General features: G+C 54.8%; 16 protein-coding genes. 10 read left to right on the top strand and 6 right to left on the bottom strand.

The genetic code is table 11. The features are described 5' to 3' along the window. Positions 1 to 66: 66 nt before the first annotated feature. Positions 67 to 960 carry a branched-chain amino acid aminotransferase gene (locus H6853_08290; protein USO03509.1) on the bottom strand — a complete coding sequence of 298 codons (894 nt, stop codon included), beginning with the start codon at positions 958 to 960 and terminating at the stop codon, positions 67 to 69. A gap of 44 nt (positions 961 to 1,004) precedes the next feature. Here H6853_08290 and H6853_08285 point away from each other — a divergent pair, with 44 nt between their 5' ends. From H6853_08285 to H6853_08275, 3 genes are all read left to right on the top strand, one after another. Further along, positions 1,005 to 1,703 (top strand): response regulator transcription factor, encoded by a 699-nt coding sequence (locus tag H6853_08285; protein ID USO03508.1) that lies wholly within the window; start codon positions 1,005 to 1,007, stop codon positions 1,701 to 1,703. Continuing rightward, positions 1,704 to 3,029, top strand: coding sequence for a HAMP domain-containing protein (locus H6853_08280; GenBank protein ID USO03507.1), 1,326 nt, complete (start codon positions 1,704 to 1,706; stop codon positions 3,027 to 3,029). A gap of 95 nt (positions 3,030 to 3,124) precedes the next feature. Then, a complete protein-coding gene (locus H6853_08275) occupies positions 3,125 to 5,740 on the top strand; it encodes a PAS domain-containing sensor histidine kinase (GenBank protein ID USO03506.1) in 2,616 nt (871 codons plus the stop codon). Here H6853_08275 and H6853_08270 read toward each other — a convergent pair. Further along, positions 5,737 to 6,300 carry a regulatory protein RecX gene (locus H6853_08270; GenBank protein USO03505.1) on the bottom strand — a complete coding sequence of 188 codons (564 nt, stop codon included), beginning with the start codon at positions 6,298 to 6,300 and terminating at the stop codon, positions 5,737 to 5,739. The genes H6853_08275 and H6853_08270 overlap by 4 nt on opposite strands. A gap of 48 nt (positions 6,301 to 6,348) precedes the next feature. Here H6853_08270 and H6853_08265 point away from each other — a divergent pair, with 48 nt between their 5' ends. Further along, positions 6,349 to 7,143, top strand: coding sequence for an ABC transporter permease (locus H6853_08265; GenBank protein USO03504.1), 795 nt, complete (start codon positions 6,349 to 6,351; stop codon positions 7,141 to 7,143). 13 nt (positions 7,144 to 7,156) lie between these two features. After that, positions 7,157 to 8,014 carry an Hsp33 family molecular chaperone HslO gene (locus H6853_08260; GenBank protein ID USO03503.1) on the top strand — a complete coding sequence of 286 codons (858 nt, stop codon included), beginning with the start codon at positions 7,157 to 7,159 and terminating at the stop codon, positions 8,012 to 8,014. On the opposite strand, the gene H6853_08255 is transcribed toward H6853_08260, so the two are convergent. Together H6853_08255 and H6853_08250 are read right to left on the bottom strand one after the other, a co-directional pair. Further along, positions 8,011 to 9,453 carry a TrkH family potassium uptake protein gene (locus H6853_08255; GenBank protein USO03502.1) on the bottom strand — a complete coding sequence of 481 codons (1,443 nt, stop codon included), beginning with the start codon at positions 9,451 to 9,453 and terminating at the stop codon, positions 8,011 to 8,013. The two genes, H6853_08260 and H6853_08255, sit on opposite strands and share 4 nt — an antisense overlap. Positions 9,454 to 9,546: 93 nt before the next feature. Then, a complete protein-coding gene (locus H6853_08250) occupies positions 9,547 to 10,446 on the bottom strand; it encodes an OmpA family protein (protein USO03501.1) in 900 nt (299 codons plus the stop codon). A gap of 296 nt (positions 10,447 to 10,742) precedes the next feature. On the opposite strand from H6853_08250, the gene H6853_08245 reads away from it, so the two are divergent. Continuing rightward, on the top strand, positions 10,743 to 11,309 hold the full coding sequence (locus H6853_08245) for a DJ-1/PfpI family protein (GenBank protein USO03500.1): 567 nt from the start codon (positions 10,743 to 10,745) through the stop codon (positions 11,307 to 11,309). 20 nt (positions 11,310 to 11,329) lie between these two features. Then, a protein-coding gene (gene prfB / locus H6853_08240; GenBank protein USO03499.1) for a peptide chain release factor 2 occupies positions 11,330 to 12,437 on the top strand; the annotation gives its coding sequence in 2 pieces (ribosomal slippage) (positions 11,330 to 11,398 and positions 11,400 to 12,437; 1,107 coding nt in all). Here the strand turns inward: prfB and H6853_08235 are convergent. Then, the gene (locus H6853_08235; GenBank protein USO03498.1) at positions 12,430 to 12,981 is read right to left on the bottom strand and encodes a hypothetical protein; all 552 of its coding nucleotides are present in this window, start codon (positions 12,979 to 12,981) and stop codon (positions 12,430 to 12,432) included. The genes prfB and H6853_08235 overlap by 8 nt on opposite strands. A gap of 280 nt (positions 12,982 to 13,261) precedes the next feature. Here H6853_08235 and H6853_08230 point away from each other — a divergent pair, with 280 nt between their 5' ends. Together H6853_08230 and H6853_08225 are read left to right on the top strand one after the other, a co-directional pair. After that, on the top strand, positions 13,262 to 14,626 hold the full coding sequence (locus tag H6853_08230; protein USO03497.1) for a TcpQ domain-containing protein: 1,365 nt from the start codon (positions 13,262 to 13,264) through the stop codon (positions 14,624 to 14,626). 19 nt (positions 14,627 to 14,645) lie between these two features. Then, positions 14,646 to 17,264: a hypothetical protein gene (locus H6853_08225; protein ID USO03496.1), complete on the top strand. Its 2,619-nt coding sequence runs from the start codon at positions 14,646 to 14,648 to the stop codon at positions 17,262 to 17,264. Between the two features lie 80 nt (positions 17,265 to 17,344). On the opposite strand, the gene phaR is transcribed toward H6853_08225, so the two are convergent. Next, positions 17,345 to 17,851: a polyhydroxyalkanoate synthesis repressor PhaR gene (phaR, locus tag H6853_08220; protein USO03495.1), complete on the bottom strand. Its 507-nt coding sequence runs from the start codon at positions 17,849 to 17,851 to the stop codon at positions 17,345 to 17,347. A gap of 122 nt (positions 17,852 to 17,973) precedes the next feature. On the opposite strand from phaR, the gene H6853_08215 reads away from it, so the two are divergent. Further along, positions 17,974 to 19,059, top strand: a complete 1,086-nt coding sequence (locus H6853_08215; protein ID USO03494.1) for an alpha/beta hydrolase — start codon at positions 17,974 to 17,976, stop codon at positions 19,057 to 19,059. The last annotated feature ends 90 nt before the right edge of the window (positions 19,060 to 19,149 follow it).

Raw genomic sequence — 19,149 nt, 5'->3', positions numbered from 1 at the left:
CGGGAAAAGATTAAAAAATTGCAAAAACGGGAAAAAAACCCGTTTTTCCTGTTTTGTTTCAAAAGGTTAAGCGGCAGCGGCCTTTTGGGATCTTACGAGGGATTCGTAGGTATCGCGGAGCTGCCGGGTTACGGGTCCGACCTTGTATTGCGTCTCGTCGATTTTCCCCACCGCCGTGAGTTCGGCGGCGGTTCCCGTCAGGAACACTTCGTCCGCCGCGTGAAGCTCTTCGGGTTTGATGTGGGTCTCTTCGAGAGGGATTTTCAGCTCTTTGGCCAGCGAGATAACCGTCTGGCGCGTCAGGCCGTTCAGGAAACAATCCGGCGCGGGCGTTTTGATCGCCCCGTCTTTAACCATGAAAAGGTTGGCGCCCGTGGCTTCGGCGACAAAGCCGCGGTAATCCAGCATCAGGGCGTCATCAAAGCCCTTGGCTTCGGCGGCGTGTTTCGACATGGTGTGCGTGGCGTAGATCCCCGCGGTCTTGCTGGCGGTGGCGGCTGTGCCGGGCATCGGCGCCATCCATTTTGCCGTCTGAAGATTGATTCCCCTTTCGCGCTGTTCTTTCGAGAAATAGCTGGGCCACTCCCAGCAGGCGATGGCCATGTGCGTTTTCGTGGCCTGCGCCGAAATGCCGAGCTGTTCGCTCCCGCGCCAGGCGATCGGGCGGATATAGGCATCCGTGAGATTGTTCGCGCTTAAAATTTCCATCTTGGCTTCGTTGATTTGTTCCGCGCTCATGGGCATGGGCATGTCGATCAGCTCCGCCGAGCGGATGAGGCGCTCCGAATGGTCCTGCATGCGGAAAATCCGGTTGTTGTAGGCGCGCTCCCCCTCAAAGACGGAAGAGGCGTAATGCAGGCCGTGGGTCAGAATGTGAATTCTGGCGTCCCGCCAGGGAATAATCTTCCCGTCCATCCAGATAAGTCCGTCCCGGTCACCGAAATCTGATCCTGCTGCCATGGTTTTTCCTTCCTTACCGCTTACATCTCCCCTAAAATGCCGCTATGACAACAAATTATCAAGCGCTTCCTCATATTCTTGTCGTGGATGACGACGAGCGCATCCGTAAACTGGTCTCCCGTTACCTGGGCGGGCACGGATTTCTGGCTTTTTCGGCGGCGGACGCGCAGGCCGCGAAAGAGCTGCTCAGGGTGGCCGTGTTTGACGCGCTGGTGCTGGACGTCATGATGCCGGGACAGGACGGGCGGGCGCTGACGGAAGAACTGCGGCAGACAAGCGACATTCCGGTTATTCTCCTTACCGCGCTGGGTGAAACAGAGGATAAAGTCGCCGGGTTTGGGGTGGGGGCGGATGACTACCTTACCAAGCCTTTCGATCCGCAGGAACTGGTTTTGCGCCTTCAGGCCATTTTGCGCCGCCGCCCGAAAGTCGAAACGGAAGAAAGTTCCGTTAAGGTGGGGGAGTGGATTTTCGATCCCCGGCAAAACGAACTGGCCAGAGGGGAGGAAAATATCCGCCTGACGGATGTGGAAGCGACGCTTCTAAAGGCGCTGGCGAGCCGGCCCGGCGAGATTTTAAGCCGGGAGAGACTGGCGGCCCTGTGCGGCATGGACGCCGGAGAGCGCACAATCGACGTACAGGTGACGCGGCTGCGCAAGAAACTGGGCGAAGACAGCAAGGCCCCGCGCTATCTTCAGACCGTGCGCGGAAAAGGGTATCTTTTGCGCGCGGAGGTGGTCTAGATGAGTTGGAACGTTATCAAAAAAATGCTGCCGCGGACGCTTTTCGGGCGTTCGCTCCTTATTCTGGCGACCCCGATTTTGCTGACGCAGGTGATTACGACCTACATTTTTTTCGACCGGCACTGGGAGCGCATGACGGACCGTCTGGCCTATGCCGTGGCGGGAGAAATCGAAATTATTGCCGACCAGATCGAGCAGACATCCGATCCCGAAACGATTTCCCAAATCGGCCGTTATTTCGGACAGGGACTCGATTTCCGCGTGTCTTTTCAGGAAGGGGCGCAGCTCCAGTCCCAGAACCAGACGCGTGAATCCTGGGCCTCCGTCGTCGCGAAAACCCTCTCGCGCGCCATCGAAGCCCAGGTGCGCCGCCCGTACGACATTCGCATTGATATCACGGAAAAGTGGGTTGAAATCGCGCTCCAGCTTAAAAACGGGGTGCTGGTGGTGGTCACGCCGCAGCGGCGGCTGTTTTCCTCTTCGGCTTATATCTTTTTGCTCTGGATGATCGGAACGTCGGTGGTTTTGCTGGCGATTTCCGTCCTGTTCATGCGCAACCAGATCCGCCCGATCCGCAGGCTGGCCATTGCCGCAGAGCGCTTCGGGAAGGGGCGCGACGTGCCGTTTTTTAAAATTGAAGGGGCCAAGGAAGTCCGGCAGGCCGCGCGGGCTTTTCTGGAAATGCGCGAGCGGATCGACCGGCAGATCCAGCAACGCACAGCCATGCTGGCCGGCGTTTCCCACGATCTGCGCACGCCGCTAACCCGTATGAAGCTGCAACTGGAAATGCTGGGGGACGGGCAGGATGTCCGGGACCTCAAGGGCGATATCGCCGATATGGAGCGCATGATTTCCGCCTATCTTGATTTTGCGCGCGGGGAAGGCGTCGAAGCGCCGGAACGTACAAATATCCGCGATGTTCTGGAGCGGGTCGTCGCCGCAAGCAAACGCGAAGGCGCGAAGGTAAATCTGGCAGAGGGGGAGGATCTGTTTCTGGTTCTGCGTCCTGTCGCTTTCGAGCGCTGTTTTTCAAACCTGATCGGAAACGCCGGGAAATACGCAAAGGAATGCTGGGTGTCCGCGCAGCGTAAAGACGACCATATTGAAGTTTTGATCGAGGATGACGGTCCCGGCATCGCGCCCGGTTTGCGTGGAGACGTTTTTAAGCCTTTTTTCCGCGGGGAAGGGTCCCGAAACCAGAAAACCGGCGGGGTCGGGCTGGGCCTGCCGATCGCGCAGGACATTATCCTGTCGCATGGCGGGCAAATCCGGCTGGAAGACTCCTCCAGAGGGGGGCTGAAGGTCGGGGTATATCTTCCCGTCTAGAAAAAGTTAAAGCCGGAATACCCGCTTTTTAAGAGTTCGTTAACCTTAATCGCCCAGAGTAAAGAGGGGTAAAAAATAACGAATCTCGAATCGATATGAGCATCATCGGAAACGATAATTTCAGGCCGGGGCTGAAACCGCCGCCGCCCATAAAGAATACCGGATGGCTGTCCAGTAACATGGCGCAGCTCATGGTGTTTTTGAACGGCCTGATTTTGACGGTTACGGCCTATGCGACTTTAAGCGTTTTTATCAGCGAGATTATCAATGAAAGCCTCGTGAATTCGACGGAAGATGTTCGAACGCGCATCGCCTATTATCTCGACGATATAGGGGAAAGCTTTTCAACGGCGGAGGCTTTTGTGTCCCTTGCACAGGAGAGCGACAAAGAAGATGTGCTGGAGACGGTCTATCAATCCATTCCCAATGTCGATATTTTCGAACAGTTTTACGATGTCCGGTTTTCCGAAGACGGGGAAGCCGACGAAGTGAAAACGCTTCTCGGGTATAAGGTGGACGGCAGGAAATCCATTCTCAAAGAAATTCTCGAAAGAAGACAGGAATCAATGCAGGGCAGGGACGTCTTGATGAGCGGTCTTGGTAGGCAGAATACGGCGCTTGTTTCTGAAACCTTCGGCGTGGAGAGCCGGATGGCCGCGCTTTTGAAGCCTTATGGTCAAAAAAGAGGTGTTATTGCCCTGTTCGATCTGCAGCAGGCCATAGACGAACTCTGGCTGAAAAAGAATGAATCTTTGTCCCGCCTGGTTGTCGTCGACCGTACAACCGGAAATTTTTTGCTGAAAGTTTCCAATGTCGGCGCAAATAAAAATGAAAAAGCGGCATTCGAAAAAACGTTTCAGTCTTCGCTGGGCGGATCGATAGTCGATGTTTCGGTTTCCCTGGATATGAGCAAGCGGGAATCGTTTTTGCAAAAAATTCCCTTCCTGATGCTCCTGTTCGGAAGCACGCTAACCCTGATCGGGACTCTTTACGTGCGGAACAACCAGAAACAGTCCCTGCGGCTGGCCAATATGAACAAGGAACTGGCCCAGAAAAACTTCGAGCTGAACACGCAGGTGAACGAGCGGGAAAAACTGAACCAGGCGATCCAGAAATCCGAACGGGAAAACCGCGCCGTGATCGATTCCGTAAGCGATATTATTTTTGAAACGTCCGTGGATGGAGAGATACTCTTTTTGAACGAAACGTGGAAAAAGGTTACAGGGTTTTCCATTGAAAACTCCCTGTCCCGGACCCTTTTCGATATGCTCTATCCGCAGGATCAGGCGGAGCAGCAGAAAAACTTCGAACAGCTTGTCAAAGGGCACAAGCAATCCTACCGCGCCTTTACGCGCCTTCGGACGTCCGACGGAACCTTTCGCGCCGTTGAAATGGCCGTGTCCATGATGCGTCAGGATGGAAATAAAAACCTGCGCATCGTCGGAACCTTTACGGATGTCGAAGAGCGCCGCCGGGCCGAACGCGCCTTAAGCGAGGCGGAGAAAAAATACCGGACAATCGTTGAAAACGCCGCCGGCGGTATTTACCAGACAACGCCGGACGGGCAGTTCCTGAGCGCGAACCGCTCTATGGCGCGTATCCTTGGATACGACGCGCCGGAAGAGATCCTGCGGGACGTCCGCAACGCCAATACGCATATTTACGTCGATGCGGAAGGGCGTTCGAAGTTTCTAAACGAACTGGCCAAAACGCAGGAAACGAGAAACATGGAAGCCAGAGTCTACTGCAAAAACGAAGACATTATCTGGGTCAACGAGAATGTGCGCAGCGTTTTCGACGAAGAAGGAAACCTCCTCTACTTCGAAGGAAGCATGGAGGATATCACCAAAAGAAAAGAGGCCGAGATCGCCCTGCGGGAAGCCAAGGTCGAATCCGATTTGTCCAGCCGTGCCAAATCCGAATTTCTGGCCAATATGAGTCACGAACTCCGCACCCCGCTCAACGCGATTATCGGTTTTTCCGAGATCATCAAAAACGAAGCGTTCGGCCCCGTCGGACGCAAGGAATACTGGGAATACGCCCGCGACATTTACAGCAGCGGGAAAAAGCTTCTGAATGTCATCAATGAAATTCTCGATGTGTCGCGCATAGAGGCCGGCGAACGGCAACTGAATGAAGGGATCGTCGACCTGAACAAAACGGTGAAGATTGCCCTGGAGCTTATGGATCCGAAAATCCAGGAAGGCGGCATGGTCGTCAATAACCTGATCGGGCCCGATGCGCCGAAAGTGATAGGCGAGACGCACGCCATCAAACAAATGCTGCTTAACCTGCTGTCCAATGCCGTGAAATTTACACCGGATGGTGGGCGGATCAGTGTCGATACCGATATAGATTCGTCGGGCAATCTGCGCGTTTCCGTCACGGACACAGGGGTCGGATTGAACGAAAGTGAAATCAAAAAAGCCCTGTCTCCTTTCGGGCAGGTCAATACGGAGATGAGCCGGAACGATTCCGGGACGGGGCTGGGTCTGACCCTCGTCAATGCGCTGATCCGTCTTCATGGGGGCACGTTGGAACTCTTCTCGCAAAAGGGAATCGGAACCACGGCGACCCTTGTCTTTCCGGCCAAGCGCGTCTCCACGTATTTTGTGGAAACGGAAGGTAATGAGGCCGGTGAATTTTCGCGGCACGGAGAGGTTTCGGAACCGACGGAAGATATAGAGCCGACCGAAGATATAACGAGTTAAACGTCGTCGTCTGTCCCGACAATTTTTTGAACAATATCGTAAGAATATCCGGCGCGGGCGAGAGCGGCCATTTCCTTCTGGATGTCCGGCTCTTTTTCCTTGCGGCGGAAGGGGCCGATTCCTTTTTTTCTGGCGAGGATAAGCGCAGCCTCCATCTCTCCGTTCCGGCCGTCATATTCTTCTATGTCGTAGGTTCTCACGGCGTTTGCAATGTCTGTGGCGGCAAGGCCTTTTTGTTGCAGTCTGGCGGCAATCGCACGGGAAGAAAGTCCGCGCCTGCGCAGGGATGTCACCATGCCGCGCAGATAGGCGGTATCGTCCAGAAGTCCGAGTTCCTGAAATTTCAGGACCGTTTTTTCCAGCATTTCGGCGCAGGGTTCGGGCGCCTGATCCTTGTGAAAACGGCAGGAGCGGTCTATTTTTCGGGCCATGACGGCTTTGAAGTGGTGCGTGGAGGCCGGAAAACGCTGCAAATAGGCCAGACCCGCATTGTACAAATATCTCTCCGAAATCTTTTTCGGGGGTTTCTTTTGGGGAGCGGAAGGCTTATTTTTATCCATAGTCGGATCATAGAGGCTCCCGCTTTGGCGGGAAAGACAGGAATTATCATGCAGGACTTTAGCCCCCGGAAAATCGGCGCGGTCAATATCATCGGTCTTCGAACCCTGGTTGAGAAAGAGGTTTTGAGATTTTTGAACGTGTTTTCACAAACCGTTATCGCCCCTGTCATGACCACATTGCTGTTTTATGCCGTTTTTGCGCTGGCGTTCGGCGCGATCGCCAAAAGGGTTGGGGACGTTCCCTATCTTGAATTTCTGGCGCCGGGACTGCTGATGATGACGATGGTGCAAAACGCGTTCGCGAACACGTCGTCTTCGATAGTCATCGCGAAGGTTCAGGGGAATATTGTGGACATTCTGATGCCGCCCATTTCACCGGCGGAATTTTATACAGGCTATGTCTTGGGCGGGATTTTGCGCGGCCTGTGCGTTGGCGGGGCGACGGCCCTCGTCCTTTACATGATTGTGGGCGTTGAAATTCATTCTGCGGGCCATATTTTCCTTTTCGCGCTTCTGGGGACGATGTTCCTGTCCAGCCTCGGTCTGGCGGGCGGCATATGGTCGGAACGATTCGACCATATTTCAGCCGTGACAAATTTCCTGATAACGCCCATGACGTTCCTGTCCGGCACGTTTTATTCGATCGGGCAATTGCCGGAATTCTGGCAGAAACTTGCCCTGTATAACCCGTTTTTCTACATGATTGACGGATTCCGCTACGGCTTTATCGGTCAGGCGGACGGGAACGTTCAGGCCGGGATCGTTTTTCTTCTGGTGTTGAATTTCCTGATGGGGGCCTTGTGCCTCCGGATGATCCGCAGCGGCTACAAAATCAAGAGCTAGGGATTATACGCACATGCCGGAAAAAGAAGATTTTATCCTGCCCTTCCAGCTCGAAAGCTGCCAGCTTCGCGGGCGGATTATCCGGCTTCACGGGGCGGTGGACGATATCCTTGGCGCCCATGCCTATCCTGAAAAGGTCAGCCGGCTTCTGGGGGAAACCGTGACGCTTTGCGGGCTGCTGTCTTCCATGCTGAAATACAGGGGAATATTTACGCTTCAGGTGCAAGGCAGCGGGCCTCTTTCCATGCTGGTGTCGGATATCAATTCCGATGGCGGCATACGCGCCTGCGCGGCGTTTAAAGAAGAGGCGCTTGCGGCGGCCGGCGACGCTTTGCCGGATTTGACGGGGAAAGGGCACATCGCCTTTACGGTCGATCAGGGGCCGGAAACGGACCGGTATCAGGGAATCGTCGAACTGAAGGGGCGGACGCTCCTTGAGTGCGTGCAGCATTACTTCGCCCAGTCCGAACAGATCGAAACAGGCATTGTGATGGGGGTCGGGCTGCGGGACGGGAAATGGCGGGCGCAGGGACTTATGCTTCAGCGCATGCCCGAAGAGGGCGGCACCGCCTCCGGCAATATCGAGGAAGACGACTGGCGCCGGGCCATGATCCTGATGCAAAGCTGCAAGGAAGATGAGCTTCTGGATCCCGGTCTTTCGGCGGAGGATATTTTAACGCGTTTGTTCCACGAGGAAGGGGTGCGCGTTTACGACCCGCGCTTTCTTGAAAAGACGTGCCGCTGCTCCTTTGAAAAAGTGGAGGCCGTTTTGAAAACAATGCCGGAAGAAGACAAACAGGATATGGCGGAAGACGGCGTCATTACGATGACGTGCGAGTTTTGCAACCAGGACTACGTCTTCGATCTTTAGTCTTTCCAGAAGGCGGGCATAAACAGGACAAGGACGGTGAATATCTCAAGGCGTCCAAGCACCATGCCGATGCATAAAATCCATTTGGCGCTGTCCGGCAGCGGCTGGAAGGTGCCGGCAGGGCCGATAATATCCCCCAGCCCCGGCCCGACATTCGAAATGGCCGTGGCCGCGCCGGACATAGCGGTCAGGAAATCCAGCCCCGTATAGGACAGCGCAACGGCCAGAAGGGAAAAGCACAAGGCAAAGACAAAAAAGAAGCTCATGACCGAGGTGGCAACCCCTTTGGGCATGGCCCTTTTGTTGTAGTGGGGAATAAACACGCCGTGCGGGTGCAGAAGCTGTTTGACCTGCGAATTCGTCACGGCGTAGAGAACCTGAAAACGGAAGATTTTAATGCCGCAGGTGGTGGAGCCCGCGCAGCCGCCTACCACCATTAAAAAAAACAGCAATGCGCTGGGAAATTTTCCCCATAAGTTGTAATCATTGCTTGCATATCCTGTCCCTGTCATGACTGAAACCGCATTAAAGGCGGATTTTCTAAGGGCTTCTCCAAAAGGCAAAACATGATGGATTGATAAATAAAGTGCCAAGATGAGGGTGCTGATCAAGGCTATGGACAAAAACCACCTGACCTGAGAGTCTGTCAGGAGGCGCTGGACATTGCCGCGCACAGCCTTCACATAGAGGATAAAGGGCAGGCATCCCAGAATCATGAATAGGATACAAACGGCCTCTATCGGGGCGGAGCTGAAATAGGCCATAGAGGAGTCTGATGTAGAAAACCCCCCCGTGGAAATCGTCGTCATAGCATGAATCAGCGCTTCGAATTTGGTCATGCCGAACAGGGAAAAAAGAAGGGCACAGGTCGCGGTCAGGACAACATAAATGATCCCAATCGTACGGGCCATATTTTCAAGCCGGGGCAGGGCTTTTTCATTTTCCGAGAGTTCGATTTGGAAAAGCTGCATACCACCCACCTTCAAGAAGGGCATCACAGACATCGCCATCAAAATAATCCCGATGCCGCCGAGCCACTGGAGAATCGCGCGCCAGAGCAAAATGCCCGGCGGTGCATGGTCCAGTCCTGTAATGACCGTGGAGCCTGTGGTGGTGATGCCGGACACAGCCTCAAAGACCGAATCTGTCAGGCTCATTTTCAGGTCGGACATCAGGAAGGGCAGGGCGGCAAAGGCCGCCAGAACGATCCAGCTTGCGCCGGTCAGGAGAAACGCCTGGCGAACGGTCATTTCAAAATTAAAACCGGTATTGGTCACGATGAGCGCCCCGCCGAAGAACAGCGTGAACATCGCGCAGAAGAAGAAAACCTTCCAGTCCGGGTTTCCGCTTCCCAGATCCACCAGCAGCGGAAGCACCATACTGATGGCCAGTGTGGAGAGTAAAATACCAATCACATAAAAAACGGGTCTTAAGTCCATCTGTGCAGTTTATGTCCGGGGAAGGGGCGGAGCAATAAAAAAGCCCGCCTCTTCGTAGAGAACCGGGCTTTTTTCAATTTTATTTTGCGCGGCTTATTCGAATGTGATCTGCGCGCGGCGGTTGCCGGGTTCGCGGACATTGTCCGCCGTCTGAACCATCAATTCGTCTTCCCCGCGGGAGTCGACACGAATGATATTGGCATCAATGCCCCGCTGGATCAGAGCGTCCCGCACGGAATTGGCGCGTTTCATGGCCAGTTTGCGGTTGTACGCTTTCGAGCCGGAAGTGTCAGCGTGCCCGACAACATTTACAACATTGACGGAACGGCCGGAGACTTCCTGCGCCACGGAATCCAGAACGGTTTGAGCGCCAGGTCCGAGCGCGGACTCGTCAAAGTCGAAGAAGACCAGATACATGGCGTTCTCAGGGGCCATAGGCTCGGACGCATCGACGTCGAAAGGCTCGTCCGGTTCAGGGGCCGGGGGCGGAGCCTGTGCCGGTATGGCGGCTTCCAGTTCGTTCAGGGCTTCAATGAACCCGTTGCGGCAGATATTGATGTCGTTGGTCTGCCATCCCTCTTCCTGCTGTTCAATCCAGCAGTCAAAACGGGCCTGCGCAACGGCGGAGACATCCGGTTGCAATTCGCGGGCGCCAAGGTCAAAGACGTTGACGAGCCGTGCACGGGCAACGCTGAGCTCTTCAAAAGGACCCGGTTCGATATTCCAGTCCGTGATAGGCTCGGGCATCACAACATCGCCTCTCGCGGATGCCAGGCCCTTGCGCGCGAAATGGAGGCTGTCCGCATGATCGTGCATCATATCCATTTCATTGTTCACAAAGTCCCGGTATTCAGCGGTCAAACGCTGTGTAAAGGGGGATCCTACGGCCTCCGTATTGTTGAGGGCCTGTACTTCGTCCATATCGTGGAAACTGCCACATGCGCCAAGCAGGGCAACAAAGCCTACGAGCACAAAACCGCGCAAAATTTTCATTAGAAACTCCTTAGAATTAAAAAACATGGATAAAAGAAAGCGTTATCCCTTGCTTTTTATACCCCAGACATTTGAAAAGTAAAGGCTTCTTCTCTTAAAAAGGGGGGGTTATTACAAGAATAATGTCGGTTTTTATGCACAGCTCCGAGAGGAACGATATCAAAGCTTTTCGTTCCGGAGGTTGAAATTTTATATCGAGGCGCTTGACATTTTCCGGTTCTTGCGCGAATTTCACCCGCAATGAGGGTTTTTTCTTTACATAAATAAAAGCAAAAAAGAAGAAGGGTGTGCGTTTTATGGTGAAATCAATGACAGGGTTCAAAATTGCGGTTCTGGCGGCCAACGGCTTTGACGAAAAGGATCTGACGCTGGCGCAGCGCGCGCTGGTGGATGCCGGGGCATCGGTTAAAATCGTGAGTACGGATCAGGGTCTTGTGAACGGCTGGGACGGCCGCGGATGGGGCCATAATTATGCGGTGGATGCCCAGATCAATACGGCGCTGGGGGTCGATTACGACGCGCTTGTCCTGCCCGGCGGCCAGCGGTCTCTGGATAAGCTGAAACTGACAGCCCATACGAAACGCTTTATCGGAAGCTTTATGGCGGCCATGAAGCCTGTCGCCGTTATGGGAGAGGCCCTTCAGTTGATGGCGGATGCCGCGCATCTTGCAGACAGAAAGGTTGCCGGACCGGATTTTTGCCGCGCGCGGGTTGAAGAGGCCGGCGGAACATGGTCCGGAGAAGACGTTTGCATCGATCATGCCCTGATTTCAGGAGCGTGTGACGCAGAAACAAAGGAAGCGTTCGTTCAGGCCATGGCAGCGCATTTTGAAAGACACATGGCCCTTTCCGAAGCCGCATAGATTTAAGGTCAAGTCCCCCGATGAAAGCAGAGATTGAAAATATAGCCCGCGAGATTGAAGGCGCCCTGTCTTTGCTGAGGAGGCATCTTTGACTGGGACAAGGCGCTCGCACGGCTTGAAGAGCTGAACAGGCTTTCCGAAGATCCCGATTTATGGGCCGATTCGCAGCGCGCCCAGGCTTTGATGAAAGAGCGCACGACTCTGGATAACCGGATTTCGGCCGTGCGCGAGATCGAAACAACTCTCAAGGATAATATAGAACTCATCCAGCTCGGGGAGGAAGAGGGCGATGACGGGATTGTCAGGGAAGCGGAAGCCGGCCTTGAAAAATTGCGGGTCAGCGCCGAAAAAAAACAGCTTGAAAGCCTTCTTTCCGGAGAAGCCGACGGAAACGACGCTTTTTTGAACGTCAATGCGGGCGCCGGCGGAACCGAAGCGCAGGACTGGGGCGAAATGCTTTTGCGCATGTATATGCGCTGGGCGGAGCGCAGAGGATACAAGGTTTCCCTGCTGGAACGGAGCGACGGGGAGGAGGCCGGAATTAAATCCGCAACGATCCGTATTTCCGGAGACCAGGTCTATGGCTGGCTTAAGACGGAAACAGGCGTTCATCGTCTGGTGCGGATTTCCCCTTTCGATTCAGGCGCAAGGCGCCACACAAGCTTTGCCTCCGTGTCGGTCTCGCCGGTTCTGGACGACAGCATAGAGATCGAAGTTCTGGATAAGGACCTAAGGGTGGATACGTACCGCTCCAGCGGCGCGGGGGGCCAGCATGTGAACACCACGGACAGCGCCGTGCGGATAACGCATATTCCGACGGGAATAGTCGCGGCCTGCCAGAACGAACGGTCCCAGCATCAAAACCGGGCCAACGCGCTCGCGATGCTCAAGGCCCGCCTTTACGAAGCGGAAATCCGGAAACGCGAAGAAGACGCGGCGGCCCAGCACAGCGAAAAAAGCGAAATCGGATGGGGGCACCAGATCCGCTCTTATGTGCTCCAGCCTTACCAGATGATAAAGGACCTGCGGACCGGCAAGGAAACCAGCAATACGCAAGCCGTTCTGGACGGGGATATCGACGCTTTCCTGGAAGCGGCGCTGGCAGCGCGTCTGGGGGGCGCTAGTTAAAAGGGCGGCACGCCGGTGGATTCTGACCTTGTGTCCGAAGTGTACGGCAATGCTCCGCATCGACAGGAGGCTGCTCGTTCAGGTTTCTCCACTCATTTGCAAGTGTGTACAGAGATCGTCCAAGAGGATTTCCGCTTTCCGGGTTTTTCCAGCCTCTACCCTCTTTCCACGTTACCGTATCTCCTGCATTATACATGGCATTGATACAAGACTTGATTTTGTCCATATCCGGCGCTTTTTCAGGCACTAACGGGTCTGTTCTTTCTGCAATCGCAAGTTCCGTACTACCGGTCATATCACCACAGTCAGCTTTTATGCCCAGGATTACGATATTCGTTCCTCCTCTTTGCCATAAATTCCAACGGGAGAGTTTTTCCTTTTTTGTTTCAAGGGCCCGTGTAAATGCTTCTGCGATATTCACCGTATTTGCCATCAGCCCTTTTTGTTTTTGAAGGAGGTCAGGGTTTTCCGTAGTATCGGCAGCGGACGTAACACTTGTGAGAGACGTAGCGGCCAGAAGAATCGTTCCAGCAATGTTTTTCATAATGTATAACCCTTCGTTTCGTTCAAAATTTTACAATATGAAAAATATTAAAATATCAAATATTTGTAAAGAAAAAAAATCCCCTGGAATTGTTTCTCTTGCACAAGGTTACCAGCTTCACATTGAACCGAAAAGAGTTGGGTATGACACCAACTCAGCGTACCGGGGAGGTTAATAATAAAAGAGGAAAAAGCGCTTAAGATACTTGCGATTTCATGCATCTGTCCTTATTGTCGGAAGCGATTTCAAAATACTTTATAAAGAGGTGCGGTCCGGGGCCATGAGGATTTCTCATTCATCGACATTGTTTTTGGTTTTGTTTCTTTTTTCGGCCTTGTTTCCGGGCGAAGCCGCGAAGGCGCAAGGCGCCGCCACGCCGCAGTTTTTGCCCGTCAGCCCCTGGGTGGTCGGGGATACGGGGCTCTCGAAAACAAGGGGGCTGAAAAATATCAAGCTTCCCTGCGTGATGGTGAACAAGTTCAATAACGGCTTTATCGTGCGTTTTTCGGGCGGCGAGCGTAAAATCCTGGCGATGGCGATTGATTTTCGCCAGGACGTTTTTCGTCAGGGCGCACGCTATGACGCCAGGCTTTCCGTCGACGGCGCCCTGCGGGCCGGCGCGAAAGGCTCCGCCTTTTCGCCCAGCACGCTCGTTTTCAACATGCGGGATGTCAGGGGATTTTACGATGCGATTGCCGGCGGCGCGTTGCTGGGCATTGATGTCGAAGGCAATAAAATGGCCTTTTCTCTCAGCAATATAGGCAAAGGGCTGGAAGAGCTGGAATCCTGCTATAATTCCGGCATGGACCGGGAAGCGGTCATGGAAGGATCGCCCGTGGTGAATATCAAAACCGGTCCGGGCGCCCAGAATATGGCGCCGGTCCCGGTTCAAGACCCGGCGGGCGCGTACGAAGCGCCTCCTGCCGCGGAAATGCTTTCTGCAGAATTGCCTTCTTTTGAAGCGCCTCCGGAAAGCCTGAAGGAAATTCGCGCCGCTTCCGCAATGCCGCGTCCGGGCGCAACGCGTATGGGCGCAGGGGGAGGCAGACCGGACGCCGGAGGCAAAGTCTGGCGCGCGCAGGCCGGGGAAGATTTGAAAGCCGTGCTTTCGCGCTGGGCCGCACAGGCCGGAACGCAGGTCGAGTGGCAGGCGTCCCGTAGCGGAAATGTTGTGGCGGACTTTAACCAGAGCGGTTCTTTTGAAGAGGCTGTGGCGGCAATCCTGGCCCAGAATGCTGCAGCTTCGGGGCTTCAGGGGCATATGCAGGCAGGCGCGGAATCCAGAGCGCTGCCGGAAACGGCAACGCCCGTTTCCGTGACACCGGCGCCACGCTTTCCGCCGGAGGGCATGAGAGAAGCTCCTGTTATGGACCGCGGCGCGGCCCGTTGGAATGCTGCGCAGGGAAGCAGCCTGAGAGACGTGCTGGCGCAGTGGAGCAAGCGCAGCGATGTGCAGCTTATATGGAACGCGCAGCACGGTTATGCCGTAAAAACGGACGTGTCGCAGGACGGTTCGCTTGAAGCGGCCCTTGCCGCTTTGCTGGAACCTTACAGCGGAGATCTGGATCATCCCGCCGTCCAGTTCAATACGGACCCTTCCACGGGGCGCCGCGTTTTGATCGTTGAAACCAACCGGACTTTTTAGAGGCGAGGGGCGAATGAAAATGCGCAGATCTCTTGCTCTTTCATTTCTCCTTACCGGCACGGCCTTTGTTGCGTTTTCTCCTGCTTTTGCGCAAGGGGGAGCAGCGGGCACGCTGGCTCCGCAGGGCGGATGGTCGCTGACACGTGTGGACAATCCCTCCAACGGCGCCGCCACTTATTGTGCGCTGGCGCGGCCCTACGAGAAGAATATCATCTTTACGCTCGGGCGGAACATCACAGAGGAATATTCGATTGCGGTCGATTTTCAAACGCCGCAGATGGACCCCGAAAAGCCGTATAAAATAACCCTTCAGCCCGGGCCGGGACAAATTCGCGCCTTTGAAATGTTGCCGGTTTCAGACCGGGCCATGGTTGTCCGCCTGGGATGGGACGAGAGTTTTTTCGAGGCGCTTGAGGCTTCTCAAAATCTCAAAGTCAGTATCTCCGGCGTTGATTACGCTTTTTCCATGCCGGATATCAAGCGCGGGCAGGAAGATTTAAGCGGGTGTATCAGGGAGGTTCAGGCGGCCCGGAAAGCCGCTTCTCCTTCCCCTGAGAAGGTCGCCAGAGGGGACGTTTTGAATGCGGAGGCCGGGAGCGGCCTTAAAGGTTTTTCCGCCCGGAAAGACGAAGGAAAATCCCAAGGAAATGTTCCGCCGCCGGCCCCTGCCAAGCCTTCCGCTAAAACCGCGGCGAAAAAAGACGTGTCGCCGACCATGCCTGCGATGTCTTCGGCCGCCCAGGCGGAGGCCGCGGACATTCGCAATGAATTAAGCGCCGTGAGAGCGGAGAATATAACCTTGCGGCAGGCGCTGGAACAGCAGCGCAGGCATTTTGAAGAAGACTATAAAAAGGCGGAAGACAGCAATGCCGTGGCCGAAATGAAAGAGAAGATACGCCTTCTCGAAAAAGAAAAGGCGCAGCTTCAGGCCCGGGCGCTTCCCGAAACAAACGGGGAAAAGGATAAGATCGCCTCTTTGGAGCGCAGCATAAAAACGCTGGAGGAAAACAACAGGAACCTGAAAGGGGAGCTTCAGGCCGTTTATGCGAGCGAAAAGAAAGAGGCCCTGTTGCGGAAGGACCTGCCTAAAAATGAAGGCGGCGAGATATCCGTGGCGCAGGCCAAAGAGCTGAAAACCCTTCAGGAGGACCTTGCCGCCGCGATCGCGGAGAAAAACAGGGTGGCCAAAGAGCTCGAAATTGTGCGGACGCAGGCCGAAGACAAACAGCTTGCCGCCGTTGCGGGAGACAAAGGGCTGGAGCGGGCGGTACGGCGTTTCAACGAGGCCGAGCGCGAAATCAAACGTCTGGGCGGCGTTTTGGAGCAGGAACGTAAAGAGTCAGCGGCGGAGAAAAAAGCACTGGAAGACAGGCTTGCCGCAAGAGCCGCCGGGGAAAATCAACAGGCCGCCCGGATTTCGGCTTTGGAAGAGGAACTCGAGAGCGCCAAAAAACAACTGGGCGCCGCGCAAAACATATCCGCAGACGCGGCCCGGCTTGAAACGGACAAACAAAAGCTGGCGCAGGATTCCGCCGCTTTGAAGACGCAGCTTGAGTCTGAAGCTGCGGAGAAGGCCCGGGCAGAGCAGGAAAATCAGCGTCTGGCCGGTCTTCTGGAACAGGAGCGCAATGTGTCCGCGGCGGAGAAAGCGGAGAAAAAAGCGCTGGAAGACAGGCTTGCCGCAAAGGCCGCCGGGGAAAATCAACAGGCCGCCCGGATCGCCGCCCTGGAACAGGAGCTTGAAAGCGCCAAAAACCAACTGGGCGCCGCGCAAAAACTGTCTGTAAAAACGTCCCGGCTCGAAGCGGACAAACAAAAACTGGCGCAGGATTCCGCCATATGGAAGAAGCAGGTGTCCGAGCTTAAAACCCGGATGCAGGAAATGACAGAGCAGAATAAAGTTCTGGCTTCGGAGAAAGAGCAGATTGCCCGCCGGGTTGAAACCCTGGAGGCCGAACATATGGCCCAAAAAGAGCAGGCGCAAAAACAGGCCCCGCAAAACATCGCGGAAACCGAGAGACTTCAGGCAGATATCGTGAAAAAAGACGCCGAAATTAAAACATATCGGGACCGGCTCCGCACGGCTGAAAAAGACATAAGCTCTTTGCAAGAGCGTTTGGCGTCTTCAACTCCCGTTCCTTCCGCCGCCGCCCGCCTGAACGAAGCCCATCCCGCCGCAGGAACGGAGGAACGGGTGATAAGCATCCCGGCAGGAATGTCGCAGGGGGATGTGCAGGGCCTGTTAACGCGCGCCGGTCTTCCCTTGCGCGGAAATATCAAGAAATCTTCGTCCTCTGCCGCCCTGTCCGTTTACAGTTGGGAAACGGGCGCGCTCCGCGGGCAGGCGGAAGTGTCTCCGCTTGACGCTTCGCCGGACGGGTTTAACGGGCTGGTGGAGTCTTACGTTGAAAAAGCCCGCCGTCAATGTACGGGGGATTTTGCGGCGGCCGCGTCCGGGCAAACGCCGCAGCGCACGAATTATGAACTGGCTTGTGTCAGCGGCGGCGGGACCGTTGCGTCTTCCGTCGTTTTCTTTCAGGAAAAAGGCAGCTTTGTTGCGATTTCCCACGAAACATCCGCAGAAAACATGGATATGGCCATGGATGCGCGGGACCAGCTGGCCTCCGGTATCCGGTAAAGAGGCAAAGAAAAGCGCCGCCTGAAAATCCAGGCAGCGCTTGTTTTGTTCCGGATATCACGGCCGGGAACAGAAAAAATTTACTTCTCTTCGTTCAGGCTTCCGCCCATCGGCCCCATGGGGGTAAAATTGGAAAACATCTTTATCGTATTTTCCAGCATCGCCATGTTCTGTTTGTTGATTTCGTCCATATTGGGAACCTGAAACATGCCTTCAATGGATTTGTTGATCTGGTCCCGCAGTTCTTCCTGGTTTTTGGAAAACGCCTGAAGGCTTTGCTCCAGATAGTTCGGGACAAGCGTGCCGACATTGTCGCCGTAAAAACCGATCAGGTCGCGCAAGAACCCGACGGGCAGTAAATTCTGGCCTTCCTTGGATTCCTGATCGACGATGATCTGGGTGAGGACCTGACGGGTCAGGTCTTCGCCGGATTTTGCATCGCAGACAACGAAGTCATAGCCGTCTTTGACCATTTCGCACAAATCATCAAGCGTTACATAGCTGCTGCGCCCCGTGTCGTACAGACGGCGGTTCGCATATTTTTTTATCACAGTAGGTTCATTACTCTTCTTTTTAGACGTAGCCATAAGGTCGCCCTTTCTTCTTCTTTGCTGCAATGGAATATCTTTCCAGTATGCACGATTTTGTTGCAAAGCAAAAGAATAAAAATTTGCTGCGCTTGTAAATCATTTGGCGCATAGTGGCTTTTATGACTGATATAACCCGTCTCGGCCCGACACCCCTGCCCATTCATCTTGCGCTGGCGACATCTGTCTGTATGCAAAAAGGTCCGGCAGGGCAGGAAATGCTGCAAAGCCTTATGACCGGGATTAAAAAGTACCAGGCCCATCCTTACAAGGATGACCGGCCCGAGCTCCCTGTTTTCTGGAAAAGCGGAGAGGTCAGGATTTTCAAGATGGCAGGCGGGGGCGGCCGTCCGCTTTTCCTCCTTCCCTCCATGATTAACAAGGCGCATATTTTCGACCTTTTGCCGGAGCGGAGTTTTTTGCGCTGGATGGCAAAAGACAGGGATGTCTTTTTGCTGGACTGGGGGGAGAGCACGCAGGACAGGGGGCAAAGAAATTTTGACTCCCTTTTCAGGGAGAGACTTTTGCCCGGTCTGAAGGCCGTGTCGCAGGACTGCGGGCGGCCGCTTCATACGCTGGGTTATTGCATGGGCGGGACGCTTTTGGCCGCAGCCGCGCAACTGGAAGGCGCATTGGTTCATAGCGCCGTTTTTCTGGCCGCGCCGTGGGATTTCAAGGCGGGAGACCAGGTGCTTTCAAAGAGCATTTCCTTTTATGAACCCAGCGCAAACACCCTGATGGGACAGCGGGGGCTGTTACCCTCGCAATGGATCCAGACGGTTTTCGCAAATCTGGACCCGCAGCAACTGGTCCGGAAATTTTCGGATTTTGCGGGGCTGGAGGACGACGATCCAAAAGCTGTCCGCTTTGTGGCGGTGGAGGAGTGGCTCAATAACGGGGTCGATTTACCGGAAAGGCTCGGGCAGGGCTGCCTGCGGGACTGGTACAAAAACAATCTTCCCGCGCACGGCAACTGGCAGGTGTGCGGGACGTATATCAGGCCCAAAACCCTCCAACTTCCGGCCCTGATCGTTACGGCGGAGCGGGACCGTCTTGTGCCGCCGGAATCGGCCAAAGCCCTTGCCGGCGAAATAGAAGGCGCCGATTATCTGGAAGCCCGGACAGGGCATATCGGCCTGATCGCCGGGGAAAGGTCCGTCGAAGATATCTGGCAGCCGATTGCGAACTGGCTCGGCGAAAAAGAGTAAGCGGCAAGCTTTCATTTTGATTTAACGGGCGATCGGTCTTGAAACGGAGGGAGCATGAGGGTATTGTCCGCGGTGGTTTGTCGTTTAATT

This window comes from Rhodospirillales bacterium, from assembly GCA_023898765.1.
In the GTDB taxonomy this organism is placed as follows: domain Bacteria; phylum Pseudomonadota; class Alphaproteobacteria; order Micavibrionales; family Micavibrionaceae.
The sequence above is the reverse complement of the archived record's forward strand: the minus strand, read 5'-3'. Positions and strand labels throughout refer to the sequence as shown.

What these genes read in the sequence shown, in the direction of transcription:
- phaR (USO03495.1), bottom strand. Translation starts at nt 17,851, where the DNA reads ATGGCTACGTCTAAAAAGAAGAGTAATGAACCTACTGTGATAAAAAAA.
- H6853_08270 (USO03505.1), bottom strand. Translation starts at nt 6,300, where the DNA reads ATGGATAAAAATAAGCCTTCCGCTCCCCAAAAGAAACCCCCGAAAAAG.
- H6853_08215 (USO03494.1), top strand. Translation starts at nt 17,974, where the DNA reads ATGACTGATATAACCCGTCTCGGCCCGACACCCCTGCCCATTCATCTT.
- H6853_08290 (USO03509.1), bottom strand. Translation starts at nt 960, where the DNA reads ATGGCAGCAGGATCAGATTTCGGTGACCGGGACGGACTTATCTGGATG.
- H6853_08265 (USO03504.1), top strand. Translation starts at nt 6,349, where the DNA reads ATGCAGGACTTTAGCCCCCGGAAAATCGGCGCGGTCAATATCATCGGT.
- H6853_08260 (USO03503.1), top strand. Translation starts at nt 7,157, where the DNA reads ATGCCGGAAAAAGAAGATTTTATCCTGCCCTTCCAGCTCGAAAGCTGC.
- H6853_08235 (USO03498.1), bottom strand. Translation starts at nt 12,981, where the DNA reads ATGAAAAACATTGCTGGAACGATTCTTCTGGCCGCTACGTCTCTCACA.
- H6853_08280 (USO03507.1), top strand. Translation starts at nt 1,704, where the DNA reads ATGAGTTGGAACGTTATCAAAAAAATGCTGCCGCGGACGCTTTTCGGG.
- H6853_08245 (USO03500.1), top strand. Translation starts at nt 10,743, where the DNA reads ATGGTGAAATCAATGACAGGGTTCAAAATTGCGGTTCTGGCGGCCAAC.
- H6853_08255 (USO03502.1), bottom strand. Translation starts at nt 9,453, where the DNA reads ATGGACTTAAGACCCGTTTTTTATGTGATTGGTATTTTACTCTCCACA.
- H6853_08225 (USO03496.1), top strand. Translation starts at nt 14,646, where the DNA reads ATGCGCAGATCTCTTGCTCTTTCATTTCTCCTTACCGGCACGGCCTTT.
- H6853_08230 (USO03497.1), top strand. Translation starts at nt 13,262, where the DNA reads ATGAGGATTTCTCATTCATCGACATTGTTTTTGGTTTTGTTTCTTTTT.
- H6853_08250 (USO03501.1), bottom strand. Translation starts at nt 10,446, where the DNA reads ATGAAAATTTTGCGCGGTTTTGTGCTCGTAGGCTTTGTTGCCCTGCTT.
- H6853_08275 (USO03506.1), top strand. Translation starts at nt 3,125, where the DNA reads ATGAGCATCATCGGAAACGATAATTTCAGGCCGGGGCTGAAACCGCCG.
- H6853_08285 (USO03508.1), top strand. Translation starts at nt 1,005, where the DNA reads ATGACAACAAATTATCAAGCGCTTCCTCATATTCTTGTCGTGGATGAC.